Below are 16,089 nucleotides of genomic sequence, written 5' to 3' on the forward strand. Positions count from 1 at the left end.
AGATAGAAAAGAATAATTATGTGAGTTATTAACAACCATCATTAATCTGTTTTCAAACTTGAAATTATATTTAAGTTTTTGTAATCGTTAATTTTCGCATCAAAAATCTCCGTTGTATAGTAGCTGATATTCACTTTTTTATTCACTAAGCTGCCATATTCTTTGGGTAAATCAAGATTAGATTCAATTGTTGAAACCCAATATAATTTGGTTAAGTTTTTATTATCTCCTATAACATGGAATACTACAAAATTATCTTTTTCAATTTTTGAAACAGTACCTGTAATCAGCAGTTGAGAAGATTCTGCTTCGCTATCGTTTTCATCATCACCCATTACTTTTGAAAAGACATCAGGACACTCACTCACCATCATCATTCCCACTTGTACCCCAAAGTTCTCCATTTTTTTCTCATCTTTAATATCAGCAACCAGATCAATTCCAAAATCTCTTTTAAGCTCATTTTTATAAGATGCTGCGTGCTTAAATGCACATAATCCAAACTGCGTACTCATCTCTTTTTTTGTCTTGTTTGTTGCGTCAATATTCTTTACACATTCACAAACTTCGCGAGAAAACTTTTGTTTATATTCCTGAGAAAAAGCCGAACAAGAGATTAACGTAAATATTCCGATCAATAAATTTTTCATCATTATCATTATTTTTTCAAAGATAATTGATTCAACAAACAATCTCAAAATACTTATACTATATTTGTAAAAAAACAATGCGAAAACCATCCATTCATATAAGTTTTTTTAATGCTTTCCGAGGTGTTTTTTTAATGGTTAAAAGTGAAAGAAATTTTCAGATTGAGCTCCTGGCTTTTTTCATCAACCTCTTTTCAATTTTTTATTTAAAGCTTTCTACAATTGATACCATTTTTATTCTGCTTGTTTCTTCCGGGGTCTTAATTGCAGAAATTTTCAACACTGCCATCGAAAAAATCTGTGATATCGTACAGCCCGAATTTGATCAAAGAATAGGTTTTATCAAGGATATTTCTGCAGGAGCTGTTGTTTTAATGACACTCTTGTCGGTTGTTGTTGGAATTCTGGTATATTGGAAGTATATTAATATTATTTTCCAACATATATAAACCCTGATTTCCCTGATTTAAAAACAGTTTCTATCCTTTTATAATCATCCACTTCATATTTATCGGCTTGTAGAATTTCTTCATCTGTAACCTCAAATAAAACGCCCTCTACCTCATCTTCCGTATTCCCGGAAAATACTAAAATAGGATGATATTTCTGATTGCTTTTTCGTAAAACTTCAGGATCTGTGATTTCGAGCATTTCAATTTTGTAACCTGTAAGAATATCTTTTTCTCCATTTAAAAATCTTCCGAAAGTTTCGATCTGAACCTGCTCTTTCTGCAAGGTTCCATAAGAAAATAATTGAGGCATTATAAATAGTTTTCAATAATTGGGATTACAATTTCAGCCATCATTCCATAGCCTTTCTCATTGGGATGAACACCGTCTTCAGAAAGTAAAACTTCTTTATCATCTAAAAAAGCCGAATGGAAATCAATATAATGTAATGAATTTTCAGCAGCAATATTCTTTAGGATTTGATTGTAAATCAGAACCTCATCATTCGACCTCAATTTTCCTGAAGCAACCTCTATTCCATCTATATTTTTCGAAATCGGAAGAATGCTCACTAAATAAATATCTTGCGTATATTGTTTTGCCAGTTGAATAGCTGTTAAAATATTAGTCTTAAACTGTTCCGTGTTTACTATATAATTCCCTTCTTTTATGGCCAAATCATTTGCTCCATAACCAATGAAAATGATATTTCCATCTGCAGCATTTCTTGCCACCATTTCGTGAGGCATTCTTTTTAAAAGACCTTCGGTTGTTTCGCCACCGATTCCAAGGTTAAAGAGAATCAACTCGTTGCTGCCTTCATTATATTTTTGCAAAGCATATCTTTTCAAGATATCCACCCAGCCTCCAAAAACGCCATCATATTCTCCGTAAGTGATGCTGTCACCGAAGAACAGTCCGTACATCATTTTCTTCATTTTTATCTAATTTTTTCACAATTAAAACTAATCCAAAATTAGTCTAATATTTTTGTGCGACTCCATCATTTCAATTAAAATTTCAAATAATGTCTGTCCTTTTCCTTCAACCAAATCATCCAGTTTTTGCTGAATTAATTTTACATTGAAAGGCTTTCCCAGCCTGATTTTATCTTCGTAAAATTCTTTAGTTACCTCAAAACCAAGATCTTCTTTTGATTTTTGAGAATTTTCCCAGGTAATATCTGTTTCAATTCCATAAAGAATATCGTTAAAGCCATCCAAAGTTCCGACTTTCCAATTCTCATCTTTCATAAAAAGTTCAGCAATTTCTTCGTAGAAACCTTCCAGATTTGAAAAATGACTGCCATTAATGACAGTCATTTTATCGTTTTGCTTTTTATTGATCATCTTACTTTTTTGGGATAAATGATGTTATTGTAACTAAAGTACGAAAAGCATCCCAATCATTTTAATTACAGATCAATGACAACCATCTTATTTTGCTCTTAAATAAATTTTACTGTAGTCGGAACGGACTTCAACATCGTTTCCGCCACCATTTATTTTTCCTGCCAAATCACTTCCAAGATTGGGTAAGTCTTCTTTTTTCTCAACATCAATTTTAAAATCCGGAGATACATAGATTTCACCATATTTGGTTGTTGTTTTAAGATTAGCTTTTATTGATTTAGGCAGCGTCACATCGGTAAGTCCATACACAGAAATAATCGATAACGGACCTTTTACATTCTGATTGAAGACAGCTTCAATTTTCCCATAAATAGATTTTATTGTTGCGGGTCCAGTAATATTTTCCAGTTGAATATTGTTGTAAGTTGTTGCCACTTCAATTTCATTCTGCATGTTTTTAAAAACAACATCTCCACCATATTGTGATTGATGCTTAAATGAAACAATGATATTTTCAGGAACCAAAATTTTTAAATCAGGAAATGACATTTTTTTTAACGAATTAACTTCCAGAATACCATCTTTTTCACTGACATTAATCCCTAATCCTGTATTATCCGTAAGACCTAAAGCGTTAATGATCTGAAGTCCTTCTGCACGCTTGTCTTCTTCATCATCTTCTATCTGAACGGAAAATACGATTTCATTTCCTTTATAACCTTCCACCGTTACTTTTCCAAGGTTGAGAAGAAGTTTGCCTTTGCTTTTCTTAATCTTATAGGTTTTAGAATTTTCTTGAGTAAAATTAGTTTGCTGCAAGTTTTCCTGTGCCTGAAAAGAAAATGCCATCAAAGCAAACATGATTAAAAATACTTTTTTCATGAAGTTAAATTATAATGTATTGGATTATATAAAGTTCTAATATTTCATTAATACAGCATAGGCTTCATCTTTCACGAAATCATCTGTTGTAGGATTTGAAGCGAGTTCTTTTAGTTTAGCATTCACTTCTGTACTGAGTTCCGATGAGCTTTGATCTGCCAAAATTGCAATCAATTCTTTCTGAACCATCGCATCATCCTGCTGAAGAAAAATCTGTTTAATTTTTCTACTGATTTCAGGATTTTGAATATGCTCCGACAACGTTTCTACCGCTGCTAATCTTACATTGGTATTTTCGTCCGAAAGTGCTTTTTCAGACAAAATTTTGACAAGCTGTTGATCTGAAGCCGGAAAATTCTTTAACAAAGCTATTCCCTGTAATCTGGAGCTTGCAGAATATTGATTATTAAGTAGCTCTAGTGCTCTTATCCTAAAATTATTTTCATTTTCGGCATGATTGTTTTGAATTAAAGTTTTCGTTTTTCGTACTTTTTTTGATGAATACGAAGTGTTGCTTACAAAAACTTTATTTTCATTTTCCTGTTTATCGGTCTCTATTTTTGTAATTTTTAATGTTTTTTCAGATTTTAAAATATCAACTGAATTTTCCTCTTGCTTTTTGCCCTTTTCCTGGGTTGCAATAATTTTTTTTTCATCTCTTTCTTTATTCCATAAAATATAAGATCCAACGCTGAAAATAATTACTACAGAAGCAGCAAAAAACATTTTTCTCCAGGAAAATAATTGTATTACTTTACCCTTGGAAGCAGGATTTTCATTGAGCCTAAACATGATTTTCTCAAACATTTCATCTGGAACATCGAACGTATCAAATTCCTCACGATGATCTTGAATATACTTCTTAAGCGGATCTTTCATTTTGGCATTTTTGGGTCAGTTTTTCAAAAATTTTCTTTTTAGCACGATGATAATAACTTCTTACCGTACCTGCAGGAATGTTCAGATCTCTAGCAATTTCTTCCTTCGTCATATCTTCAAACAAAAAAAGATTGACAATGGTTCTTGTTGGCAACGGAAGTTCTGCAATAACATTTTGAAGTTCTTCAATACGAAATTCCAAAGCCAGTTTCTCTTCCAACTCATCATCTTTCGTATCATAGATTTTATCATCTTCAATCTCCGTAAAATAGATTTTCTTTCTTCGAAGAAATGTGAGTGAATGATTAATGGCAATTTTCTTTATCCAACCTCCAAAACTATCCGTATTTTTTAAGGACTTTATTTCAGAAAAAGCCTTTACAAAAACCTCCTGAAGAATATCTTCAGCATCTTCCCTGTCGTTGACAAGACGAAAGGCAGAATTGAAAACGGCTTTCGAATAACGTTGATAAAGCACAGAATACCCGGAATTGTTCCCGGACTCACAAAGCTCCAACAATTCCTTATCACTGATATTTACCGCCGCTGTTTTCAATAATTATTAAGTCTTGTAATTTGTTTCTACTTAGAAGACGCAATTTGAGTTTAAATGTTGCAATTTATTTTTAATTTTTTTAAAATAATTTTATTTTGAGTGAACTTACCTATAAGTTTCTAACTACTAATAACACTTCTAAAATATAGTATTTATATCATTTTAGCCTGACAAGATTTAAAAACTTATAATGGTAATATTTTAAATTTTGAAAATAATACAGAATTCATATTTAATGCAAAAATGACTGCCTTAATGACAATCATTTGTATTATTTGAATCGTTAAACTATTTATTAAAATCCAAAATCTTACTTAAAATATTCCACTCCGTTTTTGAAAATATTATGGTAATTCGCAGTTGGAATGTTTTTCATCAATCCTTCTGCAAAACGTTCCGGATGCCCCATTCTACCGAAAATTTTTCCGTCCGGACTGGTAACACCTTCAATTCCGAACAATGAATTATTTGGATTGAAAGGCATTCCGTGAGCAATATTTCCTTCTAAATCTAAATACTGCGTTGCAATCTGTCCGTTTTCATACAGCTTCTGAATTTCAGCTTCCGAAGCCATAAAACGACCTTCCCCGTGAGAAATCGGAATCGTGAACACCTGGTCTTTCATTCCTTTCAACCAAGGCGATTCGTCATTCACAACTCTTACATTCACCATCTGAGAAATATGTCTTCTGATCGCGTTGTGAGCCAACGTCGGAGAATTTTCATCCAGATCTTTTATTCTTCCGTAAGGCAAAAGCCCTGATTTAACTAATGCCTGGAAACCGTTACAGATCCCGATAATCATTCCGTCTCTATCAAGCAATTCGTGAACGGCATTTCTCATTTTTTCGTTTTTCAAAACGTTCACAATAAATTTTGCAGAACCATCCGGCTCATCTCCTGCAGAGAAACCTCCTGAGAACGCTAAAATCTGAGAAGTTTTGATTTCTTCTACCCAAGCATCAATACTTTCATCCAATAACTGGTGATTGATGTTGATCAAAGGCAGACTGCTGATTGTAGCTCCTTCTTTTGCAAAAGCGTTCAACGTATCATACTCACAGTTTGTTCCCGGGAAAACCGGTGCGAATACTTTCGGCTGAGCGATTCCGTGTTTTTTAATGATAATATTTCTTGGGTTGATCGAGTTTAGTTTTTCATCGATCTCAACCGTGATTTTTTCTTTTTCAATCGTTGGGAAAAGATTCTCAAAAGTGTTTGTATTGGCTGCTAACAATTTTTCAATTGCGAATTCAACATCATTAATTTTAATAACATTTGAATCTTTAACTTCTCCAATCAAATGAAGATTTACAGAACTCAATTCTTCCTTAGATTCGATGATTAAGCTTCCGATATTTTTCGCTAATAAAACATTTTCAGCAACTGTAATTTCTGCACCTAATCTGTTTCCGAAGCTCATTTTTGCCAAAGCCACTGCAACTCCCCCTTCTTTCACCGTTTTCACAGAAACGATTTTTCCGGCTTTAATATTTTCGAAAATAAATTCAAAAACAGCTTTTAAAGCATCATAATTCGGAAGTCCGTTTTCCTGAGCGATATGATTGAAGAAATACACTTTATTTCCTGCATTCTTAAATTCAGGGGAGATAATATTTTTCTTTTCTCCGTTCGCACAAGCGAAAGAAATCAACGTTGGCGGAACATTCAGATCCTGATACGTTCCACTCATTGAATCCTTACCACCGATTGCTGCCAATCCGAAATTAATCTGAGCATCGTAAGCTCCCAATAAAGAAGCTAAAGGTTTTCCCCATTTTTCAGGATTCTGACCTAATTTCTCAAAATATTCCTGGAAGCTGAATCTGATATTTTTATAATCGCCACCCATCGCAACGATCTTCGCAACACTTTCTACAACTGCGTAAGAAGATCCCAACAAAGAATTCTGCTTAGAAATCTCCGCATCGAATCCCCAACTCGCCAAAGAAACCGTTTCGATATCTTTTGCTCCGATGATCGGTAATGTCTGAACACTTCCTTCCATCAAAGTCTGCTGGTATTTTCCACCTAAAGGCATCGCAACCGTAGTCGCACCAATCGATGCATCAAACATTTCCAGCAATCCTTTTTGAGAAGCAACATTTTTATCTCCTAAGATTTTCAAAAAGTTCTCTTCGTTGAATAACGGAGTTTCTTCTTTTACTTCATTAAGGTGAGTAATTTTAACTTCCTGACTTTTTGAACAACCATTCGTATCTAAGAATTCTCTTGAAAGATCTACAATTTTATCGCCTTTCCAGAACATCTGCATTCTTCCAGAATCTGTCACTTTTGCCACCTCAACAGCTACAATATTTTCAGCTTCACAGAACTTGATGAATTTTTCTTTATCTTTTGGTTCAACCACAACTGCCATTCTTTCCTGAGATTCGGAAATAGCCAGTTCCGTTCCGTTCAAACCTTCATATTTTAAAGGTAAAACATCCAGATTAACTTCCAAAGAATCAGCAATTTCACCAATCGCTACAGAAACACCACCAGCTCCGAAGTCATTTGATTTCTTAATCAGTCTCGTTACTTCAGGATTTCTGAATAATCTCTGAATTTTACGCTCTTCAACGGCATTTCCTTTCTGAACTTCAGAACTCATCGTGTGAATCGAAGTTTCGTCTTGTTCTTTCGAACTTCCGCTTGCTCCTCCAACTCCGTCACGACCAGTTGCACCACCTAAAATAATGATAGAATCACCAGCTTCAGGTTTTTCACGTCTTACCCAATCCACAGGAACTGCTCCGGCAACGAAACCAACTTCCATTCTTTTTGCCTTATAACCTTCATCATAAATTTCAGAAACCATTGTAGTTGCTAAACCGATCTGGTTACCATAAGAAGAATATCCGTTTGCAGCCTGTTTTGTAATTGTTTTTTGGGGTAATTTACCCGGTAATGTTTTATCAACAGATTCCAACACATCAGCAGCACCCGTTAATCTCATTGCCTGGAAAACGAAAGAACGCCCAGACAAAGGATCTCTGATTGCTCCTCCCAAACACGTTGAAGCTCCACCAAAAGGTTCAATTTCTGTCGGGTGATTGTGGGTTTCATTTTTGAATAATAAATACCACGGTTCCTTTTTACCGTCGTATTCAGCTTCGATTTGGATCGTACAAGCGTTGATTTCATCAGAAACCACCAAGTTCTCCAAATTGCCTGTTTTATGGAAATATCTTCCGCAAACTGTCGCCAAATCCATTAAAGAGATGGGTTTTAATTCGCGTCCTAAGAATTTTCTTTTTTCGATGTAATCATTGAAAATAGTTTCCAATGTATGTTTGAACTGTCCTTCAAATTCAATATTTGACAATTCTGTTTCAAACGTTGTGTGACGACAGTGGTCGCTCCAGTACGTGTCTAAAACTTTAAGTTCAGTTTCCGTAGGATTTCTGTTCTCCGACTTAAAATATTCCTGAATGAATTTCAAGTCATCCAAACCTAATGCAAAACCGTGGTTGTTAAAGAATTCTTCAAGCTGAGCATCATCAAAATTGATGAAGTTTTCGTGAACAATTACTTTTGAAGGTGCTTCTTCCGCAGGAATATCTAAAATCGTTAAATCTTTTTCCTGAGATTCTACTTTATTGATTAGAAGATCTTTGATTTTTGCTAAATCAGATTCGGAAACTCCTTCAAATTCGATTAATTTTCCGCTTCTTACTTTAGACTTTTCATTTCCAGTCAGTAAAGCGATACACTGTTGAGCCGAATCCGCACGCTGATCGTATTGTCCAGGCAAAAATTCTAAGGCGAAGTGGATTCCCTGTGCAGGATTTTCCTCGATTAAAATATCAGTAACCGGATCCACGAAAGTACTGTTAACCACCTTTTCGAATTCACCGTCATTTAATCCAAAAATATCGTAAACGTTGTATACTTTTACGCTTTGGATCGACGGAACTACCGCTTTTACTTCATCAAAAATTTTTGGACTTTCCACATCGAAAATTCCTCTTTTTTCTACGAAAATTCTTTTGTTTTGAGACATTAGATGTCAGATATTAAATATTATTAGACTTATTTACTTAATTTATTCGGATGATCCGGATGTTCTTTCTGAAACTGTTCGGCTTGTTTCTTTTCATTCTCAAGCCATTTTTCAAAAAGAATCTTTTCATTATCATCATCCAGCGCAAAAATATTTTTGCCGTTTTCTGCAACCAGGAATTTGAAATCATACATCAATCCAGCGTCCAGTTTTCTGTAATCATAACTATTTACCTGGTAAAAAGGAAAATTCTCTTTTGGTCTTTCTACGATTTCAAAGAATAATTTCTTTTCGTTTTCAGATAACTTTGTATAATGATTTACATAATACAATTCTGAAAGCTTTTTATTTTGTTTTTCAAAAAACTGAAGAATATTCTTCTCTTTTTCGTTATATTTGAATGGATTCGGATAATATTTTCCGTCAACTTCAATCGTATTTTCAGATTTCGAAACAGGCTTTATTATTTCTCCTTTAAAATTCATCACACCCCAGGTTCCACCAACCATTGCCTTATGCTCGTCTTCAGTTTTTTCCCAGTCACAGCCATCACAAAATGCGGCATAGCCGTAATTAAATGGTGACACAAAATCGTGTTCAGGTTTAATAATAACCGTCCCGTTTCTGTCTACGAAACCAACTTTCCCGTTTTTAACAAACCTTCTTACGCCTTCGGAGAAATAATCTGCCTCATTATCATAAAAGAAAGGTCTGTAGAGGAAATTTCCAACATATCCCCATTCATTTTTTCCGGGTTTCTCATCGTTTTTATCACCATCAAAATAAATGGTTTCCCCTTTTACCAGCTCTCCGTCTTTCAAATAAGAAAAAACTCTGAACTGTGCAGGAACGATGATTTTTCCGTCCTGATTTTTAACTCCCACCAATGAATCTTTTGATTTAAAATACTTCAACACTTCTTTCTCCTGAGAAAAAGAAAGTACTGGCATTAATAAAATAGCTAAAAGTATTTTTTTCATTAATTGATTTGGTCCGGTTAAAATAAAATATGCAGCCGAAAAAGCTGCATACTTACATTATACTTTAAGGTCAGCCTCCAGTCCTATCAAATCTTTGTTTGCATTAATAATCGGTTGAACTTCATTTGCAATGAATTCTTCCGTTTGAATAGGTGCAAAGCCGATGAAATTTTTAGGATCGAGAACCTCTTTTAATTTTGATTTATCTAATTTTAATGAATCGTCATTCAGGATTCTTTCGATAAGGTCGTTTTCCTTACCTTCCACTTTCACCTGCTTAGACGCTTCCATGGAATGAACCCTGATCACTTCATGGATTTCCTGACGGTCGCCACCCGCTTTCACTTCTTCCATGATGATATATTCTGTCGCCATGAAAGGAAGTTCATCCATAATATGTTTATTAATTCTGTTAGGATACACCACAATTCCGTTCATGATGTTGTTCCAAATCAATAGAATTGCATCAACCGCTAAAAACGCCTGAGGAATCGTTAATCTCTTGTTTGCAGAATCATCCAACGTTCTTTCAAACCATTGTGTTGAAGCTACCATCGCGGAACTTGTCGTTAAAGACATTACATATTTTGCCAACGCTCCGATTCTTTCGCTTCTCATTGGATTACGTTTGTAAGCCATTGCCGATGAACCGATCTGGTTTTTCTCGAATGGTTCTTCAATTTCTTTCAGATTTTGAAGTAAACGTAAATCGTTTGTGAATTTATGTGCAGATTGCGCGATATTTCCTAATAAAGCTACCACTTTAGCATCGATTTTTCTGTCGTAAGTCTGTCCGGAAACTCCGAAAACTTTTTCGAAACCGAATCTTTTTGACAATTCTTTATCTAAATGTTTAACTTTAGAATAATCACCGTTGAAAAGCTCAAGGAAACTTGCCGCAGTTCCGGTAGTTCCTTTTACCCCTCTGAATCTTAATGTTTCCAGGAAGAAATCAAGCTCTTCGATGTCAAGAACTAAACTCTGTAACCAAAGTGTGGCTCTTTTTCCGACAGTTGTTAACTGAGCCGGCTGGAAGTGAGTGAAACCTAAAGTCGGTAAATCTTTATACTGAATAGCAAAATCTGCTAAATTTTTCATTACGTTAACCAACTTTTTCTTTAAAATTAAAAGCCCGTCACGAATCTGAATTAAATCTGTATTATCTCCTACAAACGCTGAAGTAGCTCCCAAATGGATAATTCCCTTTGCTGAAGGCGCCACATCACCATAGGTGTGAACGTGAGCCATTACATCATGACGGAATTTTTTCTCATACTCTGCTGCTTTATCATAATCGATGTTTTCTGCATTAGCTTTCAATTCAGCGATCTGCTCTTCTGTAATTTCAAGTCCAAGGTCTTTTTCAATTTCAGCAAGAGCTATCCAAAGCTTTCTCCAAGTACGGAATTTGTTATTGTGTGAAAAGTTAAATAACATTTCTTCACTGGAGTAGCGCTCTTCCAATGGATTTTTGTAGGAATTCATTCTTTCTTTTACTTTTAGATATGCAAAAATACGGTTTTTCAGCGAGAGTTGAAAATGAGATTGATGTTTAAATTTATTAAAAAAACAGGAACAATTGTTTTCAAAAATGTATCAGTCAATTAAAACCGGAATTTTTATATAACTATCATTGTACCATTTAATAATTAAAGGTTCGGATGCATCTTTTATCGTTTCGGAGCTTACTTCTTTTCCTGTTCCGTAATTGATCTGTGAAAATGGATTTTTATTAACATTAATTGCCACCACAATCCGGCTTCCTTTTTTAATTCGTTTACTCACTAAATGGGTGTTTGTGAATTGTATTGAAGTTTTTTTATCCGGCTCAAGCAGATTTCTTTGCGTAATATCTTTCGCATAGCTGGCTCTTCCAATGTAATAGGATAAGTGGAAATATTTTCCTTCGGGAGTTAATTCATACAATGTCACCCCAAGATCCACATCTTTTTTATTAATTGAAATATTAAGTTCTCCTAAAAAAGAACCATTGATGATCATTGATTTTTTAACTGGATCACTCATGAATACAAATCCGTTGCTTTTGTTTATTTCATCCTTTTCTATGGGATCCGGATAATAATCGTTGTTGCTGGTTGTACGGTCGGCAAAGTCCACCGTTTGAATCAGATACGTATTCTTAAGAGACATTTTGGGATCTAAGAAATAATATCCCTTGCGCTTTGTATTCGAAAGATAAAATTTCAGGAAATCATTATGCATATTTTCTAACGAAGAAGCACTTCTCCATTCATTATCCCCCATTACTTCATAATTTATTTTGTTTTTGAGGATGTCGGGCTTCTTCCCGTTTTTTAAAACATAATCAAACCAATCGTAAGTAATTTTTTTAATATCAAAAAGTGAAACACTGTCTACCTTATATCCATTAATAATTTTTTCTCCTCCGCGCTGCGTTCCAAAATGTCCGTATGGACCAATAATCAAATAAAACGGAGTCTTGGAATTATATTTTTGTAATTCCCTGAGATAATAAAGTCCAGAATTCTGCGAATCATTGTAATAGCCGTCAATGGCCAGAACAGGAATAGTAATCTGTTTAAAATCATTTTTATAGGGAGCCATTTTTTGCCAGTATTCATCAAAATCAGGATGTGCAATCCAACGTTGAAACCATTTGTTGGGACTTCCATCAATACTATCCATTTTATTATAGGCAACTCCTGTTTCCCACCATCTAAACATCATTTCTCTAAATCGTTTCCGGTCGTTTCCCGTTTCAGTATCGAGATATTTATTGTTTGCGACATAAAAAGCCCATTCATAATTTGGATTTATAAAAATATTATTCTCCATTGGCAATCCCATCCCTGGTCTGTTGGCAACATATGGTACAATAGTTTTAAGGGCAGGATGCAGTACTTTACAAGCTGCCCACTGAGTAAACCCGTTATAACTTCCCCCATACATGCCGACACTTCCATTACACCATTTTTGCTTACTGATCCAGTCAATCACATCATAAGCATCATTTCTATCAAACTCATACGGAAAAATATTATTTGGACTGTATCTCTTTCCTCTTGTGTAGGCTATCACGCCTACATATCCTCTGTCGGCCGCATCTTTCAGGCTCTGAAGATCACGATCCTTATCCCGGACATAAATTGTGAATTGAAAAATAACAGGAAGCGGAAGTTCAATATTCTTTTTTCTCACAACAATCGCAGAAACCGTTGCACCATCTCTCATTTTGATCATTACACTATCCTGAATATTGTAATCATTTTCTTTCGGATCAGATTGTTGGGTATACACTAAAACAGGAATACTTAAAAAAATTATCAGCAAATATTTTATCATGTTTTTCAAGATTAAATCATATATATAAATAACAAATCAAAAAAACATCTTATTACATCTACTATTTACTTAAAAAAGCCATTCATACGAATGGCTTCAATTTATTTCTGTTATTTCTGATTACTACTGGTAGATTACTACATTATCTTTTTTAATCTGGTATCCTGTTTTCTTGTACGGAACCAAAACATAGCTGTCTTTAATGTGTTTTCCGCTTTTCCAGATTTTAGATTTTCCCTGTCTGTCGAGAATAATACTGTTTGCGCTTCCATCCGGAATAAAAATTTCAGCCTTGCTCATATTTTTACTGAAAATAACCGCCGTTGATGTGGTGTAGCCTTTGTCTGAATTCACTTCTTTCAGCTTTATTTTCTGTTCAAAAACTCTTACACAGTCATTTCTGAGCTGTGAATAGGTATAACCCGCAGAACCTTTGCAGCCGTGAATATCCTTATCTCCTCCCACAACAGGAGTTTTTTGTGCAAACACTAAAGAAGCAATGAACATTGCCCCCAATAAAATTGTTTTTTTCATATCTAATTTTTTTTGTTTTCTTATTGGTAAAAATTATGCCAAAATATGGTATCAGTTACGTTCTTTCTAAGTTACAAAAAAAGCCACTCAAATTGAGCGGCTTATAAAAAATTATTTTGTCCAGTTGATTTTAGAATGTTTCACATCGGAAGAATTCGTACCAATCATAATATCAAATTCTCCTGGTTCCCAGTCGTACTTCAAATCTCCGTTGTAGAACTTCAAGCTTTCCGGAGTAATGTTGAAGGTAACCTTTTTAGATTCTCCTTTTTTCAACATTACTTTCTGAAATCCTTTCAATTCTTTTACAGGTCTCGTGATGCTTCCTACCATATCTCTGATGTATAATTGAACAACCTCTGCTCCATCGTAGTTTCCGGAATTAGTCACTGTAACGGAAGCCTGAATCGTTTGATTTCCTTTTGGATTGGCGTTGGAAACTGTAACATCAGAATAATCGAATTTTGTATAACTCAATCCATAACCGAACGGATACAAAGGCGTATTACATTCATCCATATAGTTTGAACGGAACCTCTGATATTCACATTTATCAACCAATGCCTGATCTAACGGACGACCTGTATTTTTAGCATTATAATAAATCGGAACCTGTCCTAAACTTCTTGGGAATGTCATCGGTAATTTTCCTGAAGGATTTACTTTTCCGAAAAGAACGTCTGCAATTGCATTTCCTGCTTCCGAACCGGCAAACCAGGCATTCAGGATCGCATCAGGAGTGTCTTTTACATTCGTTAAAGCCAAAGGACGACCGGTGAAAAGCACCATTGCGATTGGTTTCCCCGTCTTTTTCAATTCGTTTAACAAATCTACCTGAGACTGGGGAATCGTAATCTCCGTTCTTGAAGAAGACTCTCCACTCATTTCTGCTGATTCTCCGATGGCCAAAACGATAACATCTGATTTTTTTGCAATATCAACCGCTTCTTTCAGTAACTCCTCCTTTGAACGGTTATCTCTGTCGGTTTTCTTACCATGCGCTGCATAAATATCTTCTAATTTTGCATCATAATCAATATTCGCGCCCTTAGCAGAAAGGAATTTTACTTCTTTACCATAATTTGCCTGCAAACCTTGCATTAAATTAACAGAAATTGCGTGTTTTGTAGCCACACTCCAGGTTCCTGCCATATTCAGTGAATTGTTTACCAATGGTCCTATTACCGCAACTGTACCTGATTTTTTCAAAGGCAATACCTGGTTTTCATTTTTCATCAATACCATTGACTGAGCTGCCGTACTTCTTGCGATATTACGGTTTTCCAAATTGTAAACCTCTTTTTCTGCCAGTTTTGCACTTCCATATTTATAAGGATCATCAAACAGTCCCAAATCATATTTAGCTTCAAGGATTCTTCGTGCTGCCATATCGATTTCAGCCTGTGTAACCTTTCCTTCCGATAAAGATTTTTTCAAAGTTGTTAAAAATCCTTCACCTACCATATCCATATCTACACCTGCTTTTAGGGCCAAAGCTGAAACCTGCTGAAGGTCTCCCATTCCGTGGTCAACCATCTCGTTGATTCCTGTATAATCAGTAACGACAAAACCTTTAAATTTCCATTGATTTCTTAAAACATCAGTCTGCAGCCACTTATTTCCCGTTGCCGGAACTCCATCAACCTCGTTAAAGGAAGCCATTACAGAAGCTACCCCTGCATCAACTGCCGCTTTATAAGGAGGAAAATATTCGTTGAACATTCTCACATGGCTCATATCTACCGTATTGTAATCTCTTCCCGCTTCACCTGCTCCGTACAATGCAAAATGCTTCACACAAGCCAAGATCGTATTTCCGATAGAGAGATCTTTTCCCTGGTAACCATACACCATATTTTTAGCAATTTCACTACCCAAATACGGATCTTCACCGGAACCTTCAGAAACTCTCCCCCATCTTGGTTCACGAGAGATATCCACCATCGGAGAGAACGTCCAGTTAATCCCATCAGCAGAAGCTTCTCTTGCCGCTACTCTCGCTGACTGCTGAACCAAGTTCATATCCCAGGAAGCGGCTAACCCCAATGGAATAGGGAAAGTCGTTTCATAACCGTGAATAACATCCATTCCAAAAATCAAAGGAATTTTCAGGCGGCTGTTTTCTACAGCTACTTTCTGAACTGCTCTGATTTTCTCAGCTCCTTTTATATTGAATAGTCCGCCCACTAAGCCCTGCTCCACTTTTTTCCCGATATCTGAACTTTTAGCCAGCCCTGTGGTAAAATCCCCTGAGCTCGGCAAGTTAAGCTGACCTATTTTTTCATCCAGCGTCATTTTAGACAGGAGATTATCTACAAAGGCTTTCTTTTTAGCCTGATACTGGGCTGTCTGATACGACTGAACGGGCTTCGTTACCATTTCCTGTGCCGAAAACACAGGTGCCAATGCTAAGGTGGCGATTACAATTAACTTTTTCATAAATCTATCTTCTTTAATTATCTTTCTATATTTATTA

General features: G+C 35.3%; 14 protein-coding genes. 1 reads left to right on the plus strand and 13 read right to left on the minus strand.

The genetic code is table 11. From position 1 onward, the window contains the following. Positions 1 to 41 precede the first annotated feature (41 nt). Entirely contained in the window at positions 42 to 653 is a 612-nt protein-coding gene (locus CLV73_RS06205) for a hypothetical protein (RefSeq protein ID WP_157798734.1), read from the minus strand. Positions 654 to 727: 74 nt separating this feature from the next. On the opposite strand from CLV73_RS06205, the gene CLV73_RS06210 reads away from it, so the two are divergent. Then, positions 728 to 1,099 carry a diacylglycerol kinase family protein gene (locus CLV73_RS06210; protein WP_100375981.1) on the plus strand — a complete coding sequence of 124 codons (372 nt, stop codon included), beginning with the start codon at positions 728 to 730 and terminating at the stop codon, positions 1,097 to 1,099. Here the strand turns inward: CLV73_RS06210 and CLV73_RS06215 are convergent. From CLV73_RS06215 to bglX, 12 genes are all read right to left on the minus strand, one after another. Beyond that, on the minus strand, positions 1,080 to 1,412 hold the full coding sequence (locus CLV73_RS06215) for a gamma-glutamylcyclotransferase family protein (protein ID WP_100375982.1): 333 nt from the start codon (positions 1,410 to 1,412) through the stop codon (positions 1,080 to 1,082). The two genes, CLV73_RS06210 and CLV73_RS06215, sit on opposite strands and share 20 nt — an antisense overlap. Continuing rightward, on the minus strand, positions 1,412 to 2,029 hold the full coding sequence (locus CLV73_RS06220) for an SGNH/GDSL hydrolase family protein (RefSeq protein WP_169925739.1): 618 nt from the start codon (positions 2,027 to 2,029) through the stop codon (positions 1,412 to 1,414). The genes CLV73_RS06215 and CLV73_RS06220 overlap by 1 nt, the downstream gene beginning before the upstream one ends. A 36-nt stretch (positions 2,030 to 2,065) precedes the next feature. Then, complete coding sequence (locus CLV73_RS06225; RefSeq protein ID WP_100375984.1) at positions 2,066 to 2,449, minus strand: ribonuclease inhibitor; 384 nt, start codon at positions 2,447 to 2,449, stop codon at positions 2,066 to 2,068. 87 nt (positions 2,450 to 2,536) lie between these two features. After that, on the minus strand, positions 2,537 to 3,334 hold the full coding sequence (locus CLV73_RS06230) for a DUF4097 family beta strand repeat-containing protein (protein ID WP_100375985.1): 798 nt from the start codon (positions 3,332 to 3,334) through the stop codon (positions 2,537 to 2,539). Between the two features lie 36 nt (positions 3,335 to 3,370). After that, positions 3,371 to 4,213: a HEAT repeat domain-containing protein gene (locus tag CLV73_RS06235; RefSeq protein ID WP_100375986.1), complete on the minus strand. Its 843-nt coding sequence runs from the start codon at positions 4,211 to 4,213 to the stop codon at positions 3,371 to 3,373. Continuing rightward, entirely contained in the window at positions 4,197 to 4,769 is a 573-nt protein-coding gene (locus CLV73_RS06240; protein WP_100375987.1) for an RNA polymerase sigma factor, read from the minus strand. The genes CLV73_RS06235 and CLV73_RS06240 overlap by 17 nt, the downstream gene beginning before the upstream one ends. 310 nt (positions 4,770 to 5,079) lie before the next feature. Next, entirely contained in the window at positions 5,080 to 8,775 is a 3,696-nt protein-coding gene (locus tag CLV73_RS06245) for a phosphoribosylformylglycinamidine synthase (RefSeq protein ID WP_100375988.1), read from the minus strand. 29 nt (positions 8,776 to 8,804) lie between these two features. Beyond that, positions 8,805 to 9,755, minus strand: a complete 951-nt coding sequence (locus CLV73_RS06250) for a WG repeat-containing protein (RefSeq protein ID WP_100375989.1) — start codon at positions 9,753 to 9,755, stop codon at positions 8,805 to 8,807. A gap of 57 nt (positions 9,756 to 9,812) precedes the next feature. Further along, the gene (purB, locus tag CLV73_RS06255; protein ID WP_100375990.1) at positions 9,813 to 11,240 is read right to left on the minus strand and encodes an adenylosuccinate lyase; all 1,428 of its coding nucleotides are present in this window, start codon (positions 11,238 to 11,240) and stop codon (positions 9,813 to 9,815) included. A 111-nt stretch (positions 11,241 to 11,351) separates the two neighbouring features. Beyond that, on the minus strand, positions 11,352 to 13,079 hold the full coding sequence (locus CLV73_RS06260) for a CocE/NonD family hydrolase (protein WP_100375991.1): 1,728 nt from the start codon (positions 13,077 to 13,079) through the stop codon (positions 11,352 to 11,354). 123 nt (positions 13,080 to 13,202) lie between these two features. Continuing rightward, on the minus strand, positions 13,203 to 13,613 hold the full coding sequence (locus CLV73_RS06265) for a hypothetical protein (protein WP_100375992.1): 411 nt from the start codon (positions 13,611 to 13,613) through the stop codon (positions 13,203 to 13,205). 111 nt (positions 13,614 to 13,724) lie between these two features. After that, the gene (gene bglX / locus CLV73_RS06270; RefSeq protein WP_100375993.1) at positions 13,725 to 16,052 is read right to left on the minus strand and encodes a beta-glucosidase BglX; all 2,328 of its coding nucleotides are present in this window, start codon (positions 16,050 to 16,052) and stop codon (positions 13,725 to 13,727) included. Positions 16,053 to 16,089: the final 37 nt, after the last annotated feature.

This window comes from Chryseobacterium geocarposphaerae (assembly GCF_002797535.1).
GTDB lineage: Bacteria > Bacteroidota > Bacteroidia > Flavobacteriales > Weeksellaceae > Chryseobacterium > Chryseobacterium geocarposphaerae.